This window comes from Aeromonas sp. FDAARGOS 1404 (assembly GCF_019047085.1).
GTDB lineage: Bacteria > Pseudomonadota > Gammaproteobacteria > Enterobacterales > Aeromonadaceae > Aeromonas > Aeromonas veronii.
Genome location: NZ_CP077237.1, coordinates 3,446,139 through 3,462,913 on the forward strand (window position 1 = coordinate 3,446,139; position 16,775 = coordinate 3,462,913).

Sequence of the window (16,775 nt, forward strand, 5' to 3'; positions counted from 1 at the left end):
ATCTTCGGATGCCCTTGTTGTTCTGTTGGGTTTTCAAGACGGGATTAGATGCCTGAGCCGTCGTTCTCGCCATTTTCCTCGTGCAAACCGCACTCGCGCTTGAGGCCGAAGAAGCGGGTCTGCTCCTCGCTCATGCCCGGTTCCCACTTGGCGGTGGTGTGGACATCGCCCACCGAGAGATAACCCTGCTCCCACAGCGGGTGGTAGGGGAGGTCGAACTCCTTGAAGTAGTAGAAGACATCCTTGTTGCTCCAGTCGATCACCGGCAGGAACTTGAAGCGGCCGCGCTGGATGCCCAGCACCGGCAGCTTGCCACGGCTGCCGGACTGCTCCCGGCGCAGGCCGGAGAACCAGGTCTGGGCCCCCAGCTCCCGCAGGGCGCGGTCCATCGGCTCCACCTTGTTGAGCTGGTTGTAGCGGGTGATCCCCTCTACCCCCTGCTCCCACAGGAGGCCAAATCGCGCCTCCTGCCAGGCTGGGCTGAGCTCGGCCCGATAGATCTTGAGATTTAGCGCGAGGCGCTCGGTCAGCTCGTCGATAAAGCGGTAGGTCTCCGGGAACAGATAACCGGTATCGGTCAGCACCACCGGCACATCGGCCCGCTCGCGGCTTACCAGATGGAGCATCAGCGCCGCCTGAATGCCGAAGCTGGAGGAGAGCACATGCTCCCCCGGCAGATTGGCCAGAGCCCAGCGCACCCGCTCGGGGGCGCTCATGGTATCCAGCTCGCGGTTGAGGGGCGCCAGTGCCTCGACTTGCTCCTCACGGCCGAGGGCCAGCAGCGCCTGCAGGTCAAGGCGGCCATCTTCAGTGACATTAAGCGGCAGATTAAGCGGCATAGAAGTCCCTCGCAGAATCGATAACGGGGGCAATTACCCCAACCCGGATCACGAAGTCGCCGAAGCACTCACCCTGATTTCGCTCGGTGGCCCAGCGGCCGATCAACGCGTCCAGTTCGGCCAGGATCTGCGGCTCGGTGATGTTCTCCTTATAGAGGCGCGGAATGCGGGTGCCCTCCAGATTGCCCCCCAGATGGAGGTTGTAGCGGCCGGGCGCCTTGCCCACCAGACCTACTTCCGCCAGCATGGCGCGGCCGCAGCCGTTGGGGCAGCCGGTGACCCGGAAGATGATGGCGTCATCCGCCAGGCCGTGCTTGGCCAGTAAGCCTTCGATGTCGGTGACAAAGGCGGGCAGCATGCGCTCCGCCTCGGCCATTGCCAGCGGGCAGGTGGGCAGGGCCACGCAGGCCATGGACTGCTTGCGCTGCTCGCTCACGCCGTCATCCAGCAGGCCGTATTGGCGTGCAAGCCCTTCGATGCGAGCCTTCTCGCTGGCAGGTACCCCGGCGATGATCAGGTTCTGGTTGGCGGTCAGGCGAAAATCCCCCTGATGCACCTTGGCGATCTCCAGCATGCCGGTTTTGAGCGGCTTGCCCGGGAAGTCAAGGAGGCGGCCATTCTCGATAAACAGGGTGAGGTGGTGCTTGCCGTCGATCCCCTCGACCCAACCGAAGCGATCGCCACGGCTGGTGAACTCATAGGGACGAACCGGCCCGAACTGGATGCCGGCGCGGCTCTCCACCTCGGCCTTGAAGGCTTCGACGCCAACCCGTTCAAGGGTGTACTTGGTCTTGGCGTTCTTGCGGTTGACCCGGTTGCCCCAGTCGCGCTGGGTGCTGACCACGGCAGCCGCCACCTCCAGCACGTGGGAGAGCGGAATAAAGCCAAAGTCGCTCGCCTTGCGCGGGTAGGTGCTGGTGTCGCCGTGGGTCATAGCCAGCCCGCCGCCCACCAGCACGTTGAAGCCCACCAGCTTGCTATGCTCGGCGATCGCCACGAAGTTGAGATCGTTGGCGTGGATATCCACGTCGTTGTGAGGCGGGATCACCACAGTGGTCTTGAATTTGCGCGGTAGGTAGTTGGAGCCCAGGATCGGCTCCTCGTCCTGCCCCAGTTTTTCACCGTCCAGCCAGATCTCCACGTAGGCGCGGGTCTTGGGTAGCAGGTGTTCGGATATCTTCTTGGCCCACTCGTAGGCCTCCTGATGCAGCTCGGACTCCACCGGGTTGCTGGTGCAGAGCACGTTGCGGTTCACATCGCCGGCGGTGGCGATGGAATCGATGCCGGTGCTGTTGAGGGTCTGGTGCATCAGCTTGATGTCGCGCTTCAATACCCCGTGGAACTGGAAGGTCTGACGGGTGGTCAGGCGGATGCTGCCGTAGAGGCTGTGCTCTTCGGCGAACTTGTCGATGATCTGCCACTGGGCCGGGGTGATGATCCCACCCGGCAGGCGGGCACGCAGCATGACGTTGTGCAGCGGCTCCAGCTTCTGGGCGGCGCGCTCCGGGCGGATGTCACGGTCATCCTGCTGATACATGCCGTGAAAGCGGATCAGCTGGAAGTTGTCGCCGTTAAAGCCGCCGGTGAGCGGGTCTTGCAGATCCTGCTCAATGGTGCCACGCAGGAAGTTGCTCTCGCGCTTGAGGCGCTCGTTGTCGGCCAGCGGCCCTTCGACCGGTCCCGCTTTTGGGTGAGAAAGAGGTTGTTTGCTCATCAATAGACATCCCTTTGATAACGTTTGGCACGACGCAATTCGCTCAAATACTCTTCTGCTTCCTCACGGCTCTTGTGACCGTGTTCGGCAATTACATCCAGCAGGGCCTCCTGTACATCCTTGGCCATCTTGTTGGCGTCGCCACACACATAGAAGTGAGCGCCTGCTTCCAGCCACTGGTAGAGCTCAAGCCCTGCCTCGCGCAGACGGTCCTGCACATAAATCTTGTTGGCCTGATCCCGGCTGAAGGCCAGGGAGATCTTCGACAGCAGCCCAGATTTCACATAACGCTGCCACTCCACCTGATAGAGGAAATCCTGGGTAAAGTGGGGGTTGCCGAAGAAGAGCCAGTTCTTGCCCTCGGCCCCCTGCGCTTCCCGCTCCTGCATAAAGGCGCGGAACGGGGCGATGCCGGTGCCCGGGCCCACCATGATGACGGGGATGTCGGGATTGGCGGGCAGGCGAAAGTTGTCGTTGTGTTCGACGAATACCCGTACTTCGCCATCCTCAATCAGCCGATCCGCCAGATAGGAGGAGGCGGCGCCGCTGCGCACTGTGCCATCTTCCTGCGGGTAGCGCACCACGCCGACGGTCAGGTGCACCTCCTCTTCCACCTCGCTCTGGCTGGAGGCGATGGAGTAGAGGCGCGGGGTGAGGGGTCGCAGCTGGCCAACCAGCTGCTCGGCCGTGAGCTCGGTCGGGAAGCGTTTCAGTACATCCACCACTTGGGCAGAGGCGACCAGTGCATTGACCTGGGCCTTGTCGCCAGCCAGATCTTTCAGCGCTGCGTTCTCCGATATGTCAGCGAGTCCTGTGATAAAGCCGCCGTGCAGCCGGGTCAGTTCGAAGTGACCGGTCAGTGCGGCGCGCAAGGTGCCGTGGGCTGTGGCTTCATCGCCGGAGAGGCCGGTCAGGGCCAGCACTTCATTAACCAGTTCTGCATCGTTGTCGAACCAGACGCCGAGGGCATCACCCGGTTGATAGGTGAGGCCGGAGTCGGCCAGATTGATCTCGATATGGCGGATATCCTTGGTGGAATCTCGGCCAGTTATCTTCTGATTGACCGACAGGCGGGCAGGGAAGGGGTTCTCCTTGCTGTACTGGCTGTGGCCAACCGCCTGCTGCACCGCGCTGGCTACGCTGCTGCTGGCTGCTCCGGTAGAGAGGGTTGCGGTGATGGCGTTGAGTGCCTGTTCGCTCCACGCCTTGGCTGCATCCTGATAATCCACATCAAGGCTGGCGAGCTCATAAATGCGCTCGGCTCCAGCGGTGGCGAGGAAGTTGTCAAAATCTTTGCCGGTCTGGCAGAAAAATTCGTAGGAGCTGTCACCCAGCCCCAGCACCGCGAACTTGAGGCCGTCCAGTTTGCCAAGCTTGCCTTTTTTAAGCTGCTCGAACAGATCGACGGCGCTCTCCGGCGGTTCACCCTCCCCGTAAGTGCTCACTACCACCAGCAGGTGGCTCTCTTTCTTGAGCTGCTTGGGTTTGTAGTCGGCCATCGACGCAAGGGTGACCGGTAGACCGCGGGCCTCTGCCTGCGCCTTGATGGCACTGGCGACACCTTTGGCGTTGCCGGTCTGGGAGCCGTAGAGAATGGTCAGGCTGCCGCTGGGTACAGCCACGGCGGCGCTGGCTGCAACGCTCTGCTGACCGGTCTGGGAGAGGCCGTAGAGATATCCGCTCACCCAGGCCAGTTGTTGGGTATTGAGGGTCGAGATTACCTGACCCAGCTGACGTTGCTGCTCGTCAGAGAGGGGGGAGAGGTTGAATGGGGAATCCTTCAATTGCATCACACGCGTCTTCCATGGTCTGATTTTTGGCCAGATTAAAGGGCGTGTTGGATAACAACAAAGAATAAAAATGTCTTCTTTATTCTATTAATGCATTAAAAGGGCAGGGGTACGCCTGCTCCCGCAGCAAAAGAGGGGCGTGGTATAAAGAGCGTTAAATGAGAGCCACTTGATAACACAGGAAGTGCCATGTCGAATATCCGATTGTTTCATGTCAATGCGTTCAGTCAGCAGCCCCTTGGTGGCAATCCCGCGGTGGTCGTATTGGGAGCAGCCCTGCCTGATGCCTGCCAGCTGGCGATGGCGGCCGAGTTCAACCTCTCCGAGACAGCCTTTTTGGTACAACTTGGCAGAGCCCATTATCAGTTGCGCTGGTTCACGCCGAAAGTCGAGGTTGATCTCTGCGGTCATGGCACCTTGGCGGCTGCTCATGTGTTGTGGCAGACAGGGGCGGTAGCTGCACACGAGACTATCCGCTTCGAGACCCGTAGTGGTGAGCTGCTGGCCCAGCGCGAAGATGAGTGGATTTGGCTTGATTTTCCACGTATCGCATTGGCTCCACTGACGCTGGACCTAGCCTATGCTGCCGCGCTCGGCTGCCAACCAAGACAAACCCTAGCGGCCGGAGCCAAGTTCTTGCTGGAACTGGCAAGTGAAGAGGAGATCCGTACGCTTTCGCCTGATTTTCATGCTCTGCGTGCTTTGCCGGGACGGGGGGTGATAGTGACGGCGCCCTCAAACGACTCGAACCATGACTTTGTCTCCCGCTATTTCGCCCCTTGGGTGGGCGTCGATGAGGATCCGGTTACTGGTTCCAACCACTGCGCTCTGGTGCCCTTCTGGGCCGAACGGCTTGGTAAACGGCAACTGCGGGCCCGTCAGATTTCGGCCCGTGGTGGTGAGTTACGGCTTGAACTGCAGGAGGCGCGGGTACTGATGGCCGGTCAGGCCGTCACCTTGTGGCAGGGAGAGTGGCTGCTACCGCCAGCCTCATAAGCGGTAAGCATTCGTCAATTGTTGTGAGCATTATAAAAAAACGCCCCGCAGTGGCGGGGCGTTTTTATTGGCTATCACGCTCGGGATTGACCCAAGGGATGTAGCTGGCTTCTGTGGGCCTTACTTCTGCGGACGCAGGGCCGGGAACAGAATGACGTCACGGATGGTGTGGCTGTTGGTAAACAGCATGACCAGACGGTCGATACCGATACCCTGACCGGCAGTCGGCGGCAGGCCGTGTTCCAGCGCGGTGACGAAGTCGGCGTCGTAGAACATGGCTTCGTCGTCGCCAGCTTCTTTCTGATCAACCTGATCCTGGAAGCGCTTGGCCTGATCTTCAGCATCGTTCAGCTCGGAGAAGCCGTTGGCCAGCTCGCGGCCACCGATGAAGAATTCGAAGCGGTCGGTTACATCCGGGTTCACGTCGTTGCGGCGAGCCAGCGGAGAAACGGCAGCCGGGTACTCGGTGATGAAGGTCGGTTGCAGCAGCATGTGCTCCACGGTCTCTTCGAAGATCGCGGTGATCACGTGGCCCAGCTCCCAGCCCTTCATCAGCTCGATGTGCAGACGCTTGGCAACGGCCTTGGCGCTCTCGAGGGTAGCCAGATCGTCCAGAGTTACATCCGGATTGAACTTCAGGATGGACTCGACCATGGTGAGGCGCTGGAACGGCTGACCGAAATCGATGGTCAGGCCCTCTTCGCCCTCTTTGGCGTAACGGATCTTGGTGTCGCCCAGAATGTCCTGCGCCAGGGTGCGCAGCAGCTCTTCGGTCAGGTCCATCAGATCGATGTAGTCGGCGTAGGCCATGTAGAACTCGATCATGGTGAACTCGGGGTTGTGACGAACCGAGATACCTTCGTTACGGAAGTTGCGGTTGATCTCGTAGACACGCTCGAAACCACCAACCACCAGACGCTTCAGGTAGAGCTCCGGAGCGATACGCAGGTACATGTCGATGTCCAGCGCATTGTGGTGAGTGACGAACGGACGCGCGGAGGCACCACCCGGGATGACTTGCATCATCGGGGTTTCCACTTCCATGAAGCGCTTTTCGTTGAAGAACTTGCGGATACCGGCAACCACCTGGGTGCGGATCATGAAGGTCTTGCGAGACTCTTCGTTGGCGATCAGATCCAGGTAGCGCTGGCGGCAGCGAGCTTCCTGGTCGGTCAGGCCTTTGTGCTTCTCGGGCAGCGGACGCAGCGCCTTGGTCAGCAGGCGGATATCGGAAACGTGAACGGAGAGCTCACCGGTCTGGGTCTTGAACAGGGTACCTTCGACACCCACGATGTCGCCCAGATCCCACTTCTTGAACTGCTCGTTGTAGAAACCTTCCGGCAGGTCGTCACGGGTGACGTAGACCTGGATCTTGCCGGCCATGTCCTGCAGGGTGGCGAAAGAAGCCTTGCCCATGATCCGGCGGGTCATGATGCGACCGGCAATCTTCACCCGTTTACCCAGGCTCGTCAGCTCCTCGGCGCTTTTGTCGTCGAACTCTGCGTGCAGATCGCCAGAGAGGCTGTCGCGACGGAAGTCGTTGGGGAAAGGATTACCCTGGGCGCGCAGGGCGGCCAGCTTGGAACGACGCTCGGTCATCTCGTTGTTGAGTTCGAGAGTTTGGTCGACTTCCGGAGTGATGGTTTGTTCAGACATGGTGATTCCTGCTTGTTTACAGACCTGATTTCAGGCTGGCTTCGATAAACTTGTCCAAGTCACCGTCGAGCACCGATTGGGTATTACGGGTTTCGACGCCGGTGCGCAGATCCTTGATACGGGAGTCATCCAGCACATAGGAACGGATCTGGCTGCCCCAACCGATATCAGACTTGGTCTCTTCCAGGGCTTGTTTCTCAGCGTTCTGCTTCTGAATTTCCAGCTCGTAGAGCTTGGCTTTCAGCTGCTTCATACACTGGTCTTTGTTTTTGTGCTGGGAACGGTCGTTCTGGCACTGTACCACGACACCGGTCGGAACGTGGGTAATACGCACCGCGGATTCGGTTCGGTTAACGTGCTGACCACCGGCACCGGAGGCACGGTAGACGTCGATCCGCAGATCCGCCGGGTTGATCTCGATATCGATATCGTCGTCGATCTCGGGGTAGACGAACACAGAACAGAAGGAGGTGTGACGACGGCCACCGGAATCGAACGGGGACTTGCGAACCAGACGGTGTACGCCGGTTTCGGTACGCAGCCAGCCGAACGCATATTCGCCGGTGAACTTGATGGTGGCGGATTTGATACCAGCCACGTCGCCTTCGGAGCATTCAATCAGCTCGGGCTTGTAGCCGTGGGCATCGCCCCAGCGCAGGTACATGCGCAGTACCATGTTGGCCCAATCCTGTGCTTCGGTACCACCGGAGCCGGACTGGATGTCGATATAGCAGTCGGAGCCGTCGTGCTGACCGGAGAACATACGACGGAACTCGAGATCCACCAGCTTGGCTTCCAGCTGTTCGGATTCGGCGATGGCTTCGTTGAAGGTCTCTTCGTCTTCCCCTTCCACGGCTAGGCTCACCAGCATCTCGACGTCATCCACGCCCTGGGTCAGGGTGTCGATGGTGCCGACCACGTTTTCCAGCGCAACGCGCTCTTTGCCCAGCGCCTGTGCGCGCTCGGGTTCATTCCATACGTCCGGCTGTTCCAGCTCGGCGTTGACCTCTTCTAGACGCTCTTTCTTGGCGTCATAGTCAAAGGTACCCCCTAAGAAGCTCGGTCCGCTCAGACAGCTCCTTAAGTTTATTTAATACGGGATTAACTTCGAACATCGTGAAAACTCTCAGGGTCGATGTGATTTAAAAACGGGATATTCTAGCCAATTGTGGAAGGAATAAACAGGGTTGCCTTGGCTTGTGCGGCTCATGCCGTCAATTTCTGGTGCACTTTTCTCCACCTCGGTAGAAAATATCGCCCGCAGACCCATTTTCAGGTTCAGTTTTGGCCATTCGGGTCGCTAATGACTACGTGTAGTGTTGTGCAATTTAGGGAAAAACCCGCTCCTCACCTCAATAAGAAGAACACATGATGAAAAACCTGTCACTCAAGCAGAAGATACTGTTGTCAGTGGTGATCGCCCTTTCGTTGGTGATTTTGTTGCTCTCCTGGCAGAGCTATAGCAGCCAGAAGTCCCTGTTGCTGCAAGGCAGCCAGGAGCAGTTGCAACGGCTGGGTACCCAGCAGGCCGAGCGTGTCAGCGACTGGCTCGCCGCCCGTCGCGACGTGATCCAGGCGCTCGGCAACAAGGCCGGTGCCGAACCCCTCAATGCCTTGCAACAGGCACAAGTTTCCGGCCGTTTCCAGCTCACCTATTTCGGTGAGAGCAGCGGCAAGATGAATGACTCCGATCCTTCCATCAACCGCGATGGCTACGACCCGCGCTCCCGTGGCTGGTACCAGGAGGCGATGAGCAAAGGTGGCCTGATTGTCACCAAACCCTATCTCGATGTGGCTTACAACATCATGGTGGTGACCCTGGCCCAGCCGGTTTCTGGCGGGGTAGTCGGTGGTGACCTCTCCATCGCCTCGCTGGTGGAAGACGTGACCAAGATGCAGCTGCCTGCCGACGGTTTCGCCATCATGATGCACAAGGATGGCACCATCATCGCCTACAAGGATGCCGCCAAGGCGATGAAACCGGCCAGCGAGATCGACAACGATCTGACCAACGCGCTGATCGAGCAGAGCAAGTCGAGCAAGGATCTGGTGCCGGCCTACTTCGACAGCGAAGGTCGCGACAAGCTGCTGTGGGCGGCTGATATCCCCGACACAGACTGGGAACTGGTGCTGGTGCTGGACAAGGCCGCGCTGGAAGCGCCGCTCTCCTCCCTGCTGATGACCCAGCTGGGGATGGCGCTGCTGGTGCTGGTGGGGAGCATCCTCGCTATCTCCTGGCTGGTCAGCATGCTGCTTGGCCCGCTCACCAAGGTCTCCCAAGCACTGGCCCGCATTGCCGATGGTAATGGCGATCTGACCCAGCGCATCAAGATCGACGCCAACGACGAAGTGGGCCAACTGGCCAACAGCTTCAACCGTTTCGTCGGCAGTCAGCATCAGCTGATCGGCAATATCCGCCAGCTGGCCAACGAGTTGAACGCCGATGCCGAGCGCAGTCTGGTGACCAACCAGGCCGCGGTGGACGAGCTGCAGCGTCAGCAGCAGGAGGTGACCATGGTCGCCACGGCAGTCACCGAGATGGCAAGCGCCACCATGGAGATCGCCGGCAACGCCGAGAACACCGCCGCCGCTGCCCAGCAATCTGCCCAGAGCAGCGAGCAGGGCAAAATGCTGGTCAACAAGACTCGCCAGTCCATCAATGGTCTGGCCGAAGAGGTGGGGCAGGCGACCGAGGTGATCGGCGAGCTGAGCCGCCACGCGCAGGCCATCACCAGCATTCTCTCCACCATTCAGGGGATTGCCGAGCAGACCAACCTGCTAGCGCTGAACGCAGCCATCGAGGCAGCTCGCGCCGGTGAGCAGGGTCGTGGTTTTGCGGTGGTGGCTGATGAGGTGCGTGTGCTGTCGCGCCGTACCCAGGACTCCACCCAGCAGATCCAGTCCACCATCGAGACCCTGCAACAGACCACTGCCCGCGCGGTGAGCCTGATGCAGACCAGTCAGGGGCTGGCGGACAACAGCGTGCAGGATGCCGATCAGGCGGTGCGTGCGCTGGAAGAGATCACCAGCGCCATCTCCCTCATCTCCGACATGGCGGGTCAGATCGCCACTGCTGCCGAGGAGCAGACCCAGGTGACCGGCGAGATCACCCAGAACACCACCGCCATCAAGGATGTGAGTGACGAGATCACCGCCGCTGCCATGCGCGATCTGGATCAGGCACACAGCCTTAAAGGGCGTGCTGCTGACCTGAACCAGCAGGTGTCGACCTTTATCCTGTAAGGTGCACGTCCCGGTCTGTTCCGGCTGAGATAAACAAGCCCCGCCCTCTGTCGAGTGCGGGGCTTTTTGTTGTTTGGAGGAGTGCGGGATGTGGGGATTCCGGGTTTTCTGAGTTGCTCGCGGGCCACCTTGGTGGCGGATGCGAGCCCCGGCTCTGCCTGCGTCAGTTGGCGAGTAGAGAACAAACAAAGAGCCCACCGAAAGGTGGGCTCTGCTCATATACGTCTGACTGAAAGGGAATTACAGGAACGGCATCGCCATAAACAGCTTGATCACCATGGCGTTGATGATGTCGATAAAGAAGGCGCCCACCATGGGCACCACCAGAAACGCCAGGTGGGAGGGACCGAAGCGCTGGGTAATGGCCTGCATGTTGGCAATCGCGGTCGGGGTGGCCCCCAGGCCAAAGCCGCAGTGACCTGCCGCCAGCACGGCCGCATCGTAATTTTTGCCCATCACCCGGAAGGTGACGAAGATGGCGTAGAGCGCCATCGCCACTGTCTGGGCGGCCAGCAGAATGAAGATGGGCAGGGCCAGGCTGGCCAGATCCCACAATTTCAGGCTCATCAGTGCCATGGCGAGGAACAGCGACAGGCTGACGTTGCCCAGCAGGGAGACCTCGCGATCGCTCACCTCATGCCAGTTCAGCAGGGTCAGGACGTTGCGCAGCAGCACGCCGACAAACAGCACGCAGACAAAGATCGGCAGCTCGAAGGCGCCCCCTTTGAGGGAAGCAGAGAGCAGCTCGCCACCCTTGAGGCTGATGGCGATCAATGCCAGCGTTTCGATAACGCTGAAAGTGGTGAGGGGGCGCTCCATATCCGGCATTTCGAAGCCCTGGGGGGCCTCATCCTGATTGTGCTCCTCACCGGGCACCTGCACTTTCTTCACCAGATAGCGGGCGACCGGGCCGCCAATCAGGCCGCCCAGCACCAGACCGAAGGTGGCACAGGCGATGGCGAGCTCAGCGGCGGATTGCACGCCGTACTTCTCGGAGAAGGTGGCACTCCAGGCAGCACCGGTGCCGTGGCCGCCGGAGAGAGTGATGGAGCCGGCCAGCAGCCCCATGTGGGGATCCAGACCGAGCAGGGTCGCCAGACCGACACCCAGACTGTTCTGCACCAGCAGCAGGCCGGTGACCACCATCAGGAAGGTAACCACCGCCTTGCCGCCGCGTTTCAGGCTGGCGAGATCGGCGGAGAGACCGATGGAGGCGAAGAAGGCCAGCATCAGCGGGGTTTGCAGGCTGGTATCAAATTGCAGCTCCATCTGCAGGGTGGAGCGCAGCAGCAGCAGTACCAGCGCGACCACCAGGCCGCCGGCTACCGGTTTGGGGATGTTGAAGGTACGCAGCAGCCCGACTCGGGTAACCAACACCCGGCCAAGCAGCAATACCAGAGTGGCAGCGACCAGCGTTGCGTAGGAATCAAGTTGTAACATTCAGTACTCCCATGTTGATTGGCTGTGTCTTTCATAGCAAAAGACTTACAGATTCAGCCGGGATGAAAACAGTGTGGCTTATGTGCCAGCAAAGAAGGGGAAACATCTCCCCGCCCCAGGAAAGATGGGGCTTGTGCGGGCCTGAAATGCTCAGGCATCCAGATGAGATTTTAGTAAAATCCGGCGGATTGTAGCAAAAAGCATCGTTTAATTCCATCTTTGTCGTATTAATGCTCGTTTTAGTGGTTTATTGTGACATTTAACACTATGTGGGTAGAGGGCAGAAAAGCCGAAAAGGGTGCATGGAACGGCTGTCATTTGGGGCGCCAGTCTCTATAATTCGCCGGTTTCCGCTGCACGCAGAGGCGCTGGCGGGCGTTGACATTGTGGTTCACTCCGACATGGTTCATGTTTTGGCGGTGTTCACTTCATCAAGAGGAGAGGGTGTGAAGAAGTCTATCTACATTGCCTACACAGGCGGCACCATTGGGATGCAGCGTTCCGATCACGGCTACGTGCCGATGGCGGGCTTTATGGAAGACTGTCTGGCGCGGATGCCCGAGTTTCACCGCCCCGAGATGCCGGATTACCATATCCACGAATATGCGCCCCTCATCGACTCCTCCGACATGACCCCGGCGGACTGGCAGCGTATCGCCGAGGATATTCGCGACAACTACGAGAAATACGATGGTTTCGTGATCCTGCATGGCACCGACACCATGTCGTTCACCGCCTCGGCGCTCTCCTTCATGCTGGAAGATCTGCACAAGCCGGTCATCATCACCGGTTCCCAGATCCCGCTGGCCGAGTTGCGCTCCGACGGTCAGCAGAACCTGCTCAACGCCCTCTATATCGCGGCCAACTACCCGATCCACGAGGTGACGCTGTTCTTCAATAACCAGCTCTATCGCGGCAACCGTAGCAAGAAGGTGCACGCCGATGGCTTCCACGCCTTCGACTCCCCCAACTATCCGCCGCTGCTCAATGCCGGGATCGCCATCTCGCTGGAAGCGGGCGAGTTGGGCGTGTCCTCCGCGCGGCCGCTGGTGTTGCACGACATCACCCCCCAGCCCATCGGCGTGGTGACCCTCTATCCGGGGATCTCCAGCGAGGTGATCGCCAACATCCTGCAACAGCCGGTGAAGGCGCTGATCCTGCTGTCGTTCGGGGTCGGCAATGCGCCGCAGAACCCGGCCATGCTGGCGCTGCTCTCCGAGGCTTCGGCCCGCGGCGTCATCATCGTCAACCTGAGCCAGTGCCTGCACGGCAAGGTCAATATGGGGGGCTATGCTACCGGCAACGCCCTGTCGCGGGCCGGGGTGATCTCGGGCTTTGACATGACCGCCGAAGCGGCGCTCACCAAGCTGCACTTCCTGCTGAGCCAGGACTTGCCCTCCCACCGCATTCGCGAGTTGATGCAGCAGTCCCTGCGTGGGGAGCTGACGCCCTGAGAAACTGTCCGCGACCTTACTGCGAAGCCGTGATCAAGGCTCATGTGCTGCTCGCTTGTTTGTGACCAAGAGTGCTCATGTATGCGTATACACTCCGGTTCCTGCGCTGCTCTTCACCTTGCTGACGTCTTCTCGCTACAGGTCGTGAACAGCTTCTGACCTCCCTACCATGGGGAGAGTGGAAAAAGAGGGGAGCCATTATGGCTCCCCTCTCTAGTTGCGGCCGCAGTTGGTGGACTGCCGGATCAGGTTCAGTGGTTGAGGTCGACCCGCACTATCTCTTCCTCGTCGCGATACTGACGCTTGAGCTCGCTCTTGCTCTTCATCACAATCTCGCCGTCACGACCGATGTTCATGTGCTCGGGGTTGTCGAGATGCATCGCCTGCCAGGCCATCACGGCTTGCAGGGAGGTGGCCTTCTGCTCGTCGGTCAGGGGCTTGCCATCGGGCCACTTGCCCAGCTCGACTGCGGTCTTGAGCCGCTCGTACACCTCTTGTGGCATCTGCCTGATAGCTTGTAAAAACTCACCCTGTTGAAACGACATCCGGCCTCTCCTTGAACTATTGAGCCATAAACAGCGGGATCTGATGGGCCATGCAGGTAGACCCTATCGGTCTATGCCGGCAGATCCTGGCGGACTACGCCAGCCATCTGCTCCATCACCCTCACTACCTGACAACTGTACCCGAACTCGTTGTCATACCATACGTAGAGCACACAGTGATCCCCTTCGGCGATGGTCGCCTGGGAGTCGACGATGCCCGCATAACGGGAACCCACCATGTCGGAGGAGACCAGCTCGGTGCTGGCACTGAAGTCGATCTGGCGGTGCAGGGCCGAGCTTAGCGCCATCTGCTGCAGATAGGCGTTGAGGCTCTCCCGATCGGTGGCCTGCTCCAGCGACAGGTTGATAATTGCCAGCGAGACGTTGGGGGTCGGCACCCGGATGGCGTTGCCGGTCAGCTTGCCCTTGAGCTCGGGCAGCGCCTTGGCCACCGCCTTGGCGGCGCCGGTGCTGGTCATCACCATATTGAGGGCCGCGCTGCGACCGCGGCGCTCGCCTTTGTGGTAGTTGTCGATGAGGTTCTGATCGTTGGTGTAGGAGTGGACCGTCTCCACGTGGCCGTGGCGGATGCCAAACCGCTCCTGCATTACCTTGAGCACCGGGGTGATGGCGTTGGTGGTACAGGAGGCGGCGGAGATGATCCTGTCATCCGGGCCTATCACCTCATGGTTGACCCCGAACACCACGTTCTTCATCTCCCCCTTGCCGGGAGCGGTCAGCAACACCTTGCCGGCACCGCGCGCCTTCAAGTGCTCGGAGAGGCCTGCCTCGTCACGCCAGACGCCGGTGTTGTCGACGATCAGCGCATCGTGAATGCCGTAGGCGGTGTAGTCGATGTCGGCCGGGCTATTGGCGTAGATCACCTGAATGAAGGTGCCGTTGGCGATGATGGCGCTGCGCTCCACATCCACCTCGATGGAGCCGTTGAAGGGGCCGTGCACTGAGTCGCGGCGCAGCAGGCTGGCACGTTTCTCCAGATCTCCGTCGCGACCACCGCGTACCACGATGGCGCGCAGGCGCAGCGGATTGGCAGCGCCGGTGCGCTCGATCAGCAGGCGGGCCAGCAGGCGGCCGATGCGGCCAAAGCCGTAGAGCACCACGTCGGTCGGCTGCGGCATCTGGCTGCGGCCAAGGGTCGGTGCCAGTCGCGCTTGCAGATAGTCCTCGATCCCCGCTTCATCCTGATGATCCTGCCAGTAACCAACCGCCAGCTTGCCAAGGTCAACCTCGGCGGCGGTGGGTTTGAGGGCAACGATGGCCTGAAGCAGGGGGAAGCTTTGCTGGATGGGGAGGGGAGCGCCCTGGTGGCGGCGGACGACCCGGTGGGCCTTGAGGATATCGATGGTGGAGGCGTTTTGCAGCGGGCGGCCGTAGAGGGTGATCTCGACCCCTTGTTGTCGGTAGAGGCGACCAATCAAGGGCTGCATGGCTTCGGCGAGCTCCTGGCTCTCCTGCCACGCTTGCAAGTAGTGCTCGTGGGTCATTGACCAGATCCTTTATTTCACGTTGTTGGTGTAAATAGAAAATTCGTCGAATGCAGATCAGTGTAGGGGTGTATATTTCGTTATATTATTCTGCAATCGCGGCCTTATATGGCGCGCGCATTGTAATGGATATGTAACCGGTTTGCTAGCCGGAGGTGGCCCGTAAAGGCGCCAGTTGTTACCAACCCGCGTTACCAACAAGATGTGAACCATGGCCAATTTCCCCCTGCGACAGACCTTCATCATGCTTTCAGTCGGCCTTGCCGTGGCTGGCTGCAATGACGACCGGATCCACAACATCTGCAGCAACCATGCCGAGCTCTGTCAGGATCTGGTGGACGATGGCTGGTGCCGCTACGAGCGTACCGATGTGATCCGCAGTCGCTTCTATCTCAAGGAGGAGGGGACGGATCGGCGCAAGTACGAGCTGATGCGCAACCTTGAGCGCTATCTCAAATGTGCCGAGCGCTCCACCAACATCGAGTACAAGAATGCCCGCGAGCAGAAGAGTCCACGGGTCGAGGGCATGCTGGCGGCCGGGGATCAGTTGGCCCAGCTCGATGCGGCGACCCGCAATTCACAAGATCCCTACCTGCTGCTCTGGCACTGGACCAACAACACCAACGAGTTGGCTCGTCAGCAGTTTATGGCGCTGGAAGGCACCAAGGCGCTGGATGAACCCGAGCTGCAACTGGCGCTCGGCGGTATCTACGCCAAGAGCGACCCCGAAAAGGCCATTGCCACCCTGCAGCACGGTCTCTCCCTCTATCAGGAGGGGGACAAGGTGAACAGCCGCATGTTCACCTCCCTCAGCACCCTCTATATGGGCCAGAAACAGTACGGGCTGGCCTATCTGTGGGGCAAGGTGAGCGAGTCGTTTCAGGATAGCCCCGAGGTCTCAGCCAAACGTTTTGGCATCTACCACACCCTGAGCAAGACAGAGCAGGATGGCTACGATGTGCGGGCGGCTGAAATTGTCGAGCAGCTAAAGCATGGCAACTACCGGCCCTGATACAGTGATGACGACGCTCTCTCCGGCCAGCTGCTGGCCCAATCCGTTCGATCTCTCTTTCGTTCATGGCGAGGTACGTACCGATGGCCGCACCCTGGAGCGCCTCACTGTGCGTGCCGTGGTGCCCCGTGGCGACGAGCTGCTGCTCGTTCACTCCCGGGTCAACGGCGATCTTATGTTCCCCGGGGGCGGCATTGAAGCGGGGGAGAGCCACCATGTGGCGCTCGCTCGCGAGCTGCTGGAGGAGTGCGGTGCCGAGCTGCGGGAAGTGGGGGGCCTGCTTGGCGAGACCCGTGAATATCGCGCCGCCCGCGAGCCGGGGTTCGATGCCTACTGCATCCGCTCGCTCTACTACTTGTGCCGGATTGGCGATCAGCTGGTGGCCCCGCAGCCGCAGCCCTACGAGATCCGCCTTGGCTTCGTGCCCGGCTGGTTTGCCCTCGACGAAGCGCTGCAGACCAACAAGACCCAGCTGGCGGGGCCCTGTCCCCAGTGGACGGCGCGAGAGACCCGGGTGCTGGCCCAGCTGCAACGCTGGCATCAGCAGGGAATCTTCGACCACGGCTACTGAAGTAGATCAA

13 protein-coding genes are annotated in these 16,775 nt (G+C 60.1%); 5 read left to right on the forward strand and 8 right to left on the reverse strand.

Annotated elements, in window-relative coordinates; genetic code table 11:
- Positions 1-44: 44 nt before the first annotated feature.
- From I6L34_RS16175 to I6L34_RS16185, 3 genes are read right to left on the reverse strand one after another with little or no spacing between them, the layout of a single operon-like run.
- Complete coding sequence (locus I6L34_RS16175; protein ID WP_005335204.1) at positions 45-839, reverse strand: phosphoadenylyl-sulfate reductase; 795 nt, start codon at positions 837-839, stop codon at positions 45-47.
- Positions 829-2,553, reverse strand: coding sequence for an assimilatory sulfite reductase (NADPH) hemoprotein subunit (gene cysI, locus I6L34_RS16180; RefSeq protein WP_216954985.1), 1,725 nt, complete (start codon positions 2,551-2,553; stop codon positions 829-831). Before cysI ends, I6L34_RS16175 begins: the two co-directional genes overlap by 11 nt.
- On the reverse strand, positions 2,553-4,343 hold the full coding sequence (locus I6L34_RS16185; RefSeq protein ID WP_216954986.1) for an assimilatory sulfite reductase (NADPH) flavoprotein subunit: 1,791 nt from the start codon (positions 4,341-4,343) through the stop codon (positions 2,553-2,555). The genes cysI and I6L34_RS16185 overlap by 1 nt, the downstream gene beginning before the upstream one ends.
- A gap of 189 nt (positions 4,344-4,532) precedes the next feature.
- On the opposite strand from I6L34_RS16185, the gene I6L34_RS16190 reads away from it, so the two are divergent.
- Positions 4,533-5,339, forward strand: a complete 807-nt coding sequence (locus I6L34_RS16190) for a PhzF family phenazine biosynthesis protein (protein WP_216954987.1) — start codon at positions 4,533-4,535, stop codon at positions 5,337-5,339.
- Positions 5,340-5,459: 120 nt separating this feature from the next.
- Here I6L34_RS16190 and lysS read toward each other — a convergent pair whose 3' ends face one another.
- On the reverse strand, positions 5,460-6,938 hold the full coding sequence (gene lysS, locus I6L34_RS16195; protein ID WP_223849333.1) for a lysine--tRNA ligase: 1,479 nt from the start codon (positions 6,936-6,938) through the stop codon (positions 5,460-5,462).
- A gap of 73 nt (positions 6,939-7,011) precedes the next feature.
- A protein-coding gene (gene prfB / locus I6L34_RS16200) for a peptide chain release factor 2 (protein ID WP_100645262.1) occupies positions 7,012-8,110 on the reverse strand; the annotation gives its coding sequence in 2 pieces (ribosomal slippage) (positions 7,012-8,034 and positions 8,036-8,110; 1,098 coding nt in all).
- 256 nt (positions 8,111-8,366) lie between these two features.
- Between prfB and I6L34_RS16205 the strand changes: the two genes are divergently transcribed.
- Positions 8,367-10,238: a methyl-accepting chemotaxis protein gene (locus I6L34_RS16205; protein WP_058057175.1), complete on the forward strand. Its 1,872-nt coding sequence runs from the start codon at positions 8,367-8,369 to the stop codon at positions 10,236-10,238.
- Between the two features lie 240 nt (positions 10,239-10,478).
- Here I6L34_RS16205 and gltS read toward each other — a convergent pair whose 3' ends face one another.
- Positions 10,479-11,678 carry a sodium/glutamate symporter gene (gene gltS / locus I6L34_RS16210; RefSeq protein WP_005348115.1) on the reverse strand — a complete coding sequence of 400 codons (1,200 nt, stop codon included), beginning with the start codon at positions 11,676-11,678 and terminating at the stop codon, positions 10,479-10,481.
- A 446-nt stretch (positions 11,679-12,124) separates the two neighbouring features.
- On the opposite strand from gltS, the gene ansA reads away from it, so the two are divergent.
- Positions 12,125-13,132, forward strand: a complete 1,008-nt coding sequence (gene ansA, locus I6L34_RS16215) for an asparaginase (protein ID WP_021229726.1) — start codon at positions 12,125-12,127, stop codon at positions 13,130-13,132.
- A gap of 251 nt (positions 13,133-13,383) precedes the next feature.
- Here the strand turns inward: ansA and I6L34_RS16220 are convergent, their stop codons facing one another.
- Both I6L34_RS16220 and I6L34_RS16225 read right to left on the reverse strand, forming a co-directional pair.
- A complete protein-coding gene (locus tag I6L34_RS16220; RefSeq protein ID WP_042061025.1) occupies positions 13,384-13,677 on the reverse strand; it encodes a YeaC family protein in 294 nt (97 codons plus the stop codon).
- Between the two features lie 71 nt (positions 13,678-13,748).
- Positions 13,749-15,182 (reverse strand): glyceraldehyde-3-phosphate dehydrogenase, encoded by a 1,434-nt coding sequence (locus I6L34_RS16225; RefSeq protein ID WP_075115447.1) that lies wholly within the window; start codon positions 15,180-15,182, stop codon positions 13,749-13,751.
- A 211-nt stretch (positions 15,183-15,393) separates the two neighbouring features.
- Between I6L34_RS16225 and I6L34_RS16230 the strand changes: the two genes are divergently transcribed.
- The gene (locus I6L34_RS16230; RefSeq protein ID WP_058057173.1) at positions 15,394-16,194 is read left to right on the forward strand and encodes a DUF2989 domain-containing protein; all 801 of its coding nucleotides are present in this window, start codon (positions 15,394-15,396) and stop codon (positions 16,192-16,194) included.
- 7 nt (positions 16,195-16,201) lie between these two features.
- Positions 16,202-16,765 (forward strand): NUDIX domain-containing protein, encoded by a 564-nt coding sequence (locus tag I6L34_RS16235; protein WP_058059287.1) that lies wholly within the window; start codon positions 16,202-16,204, stop codon positions 16,763-16,765.
- Positions 16,766-16,775 lie beyond the last annotated feature (10 nt).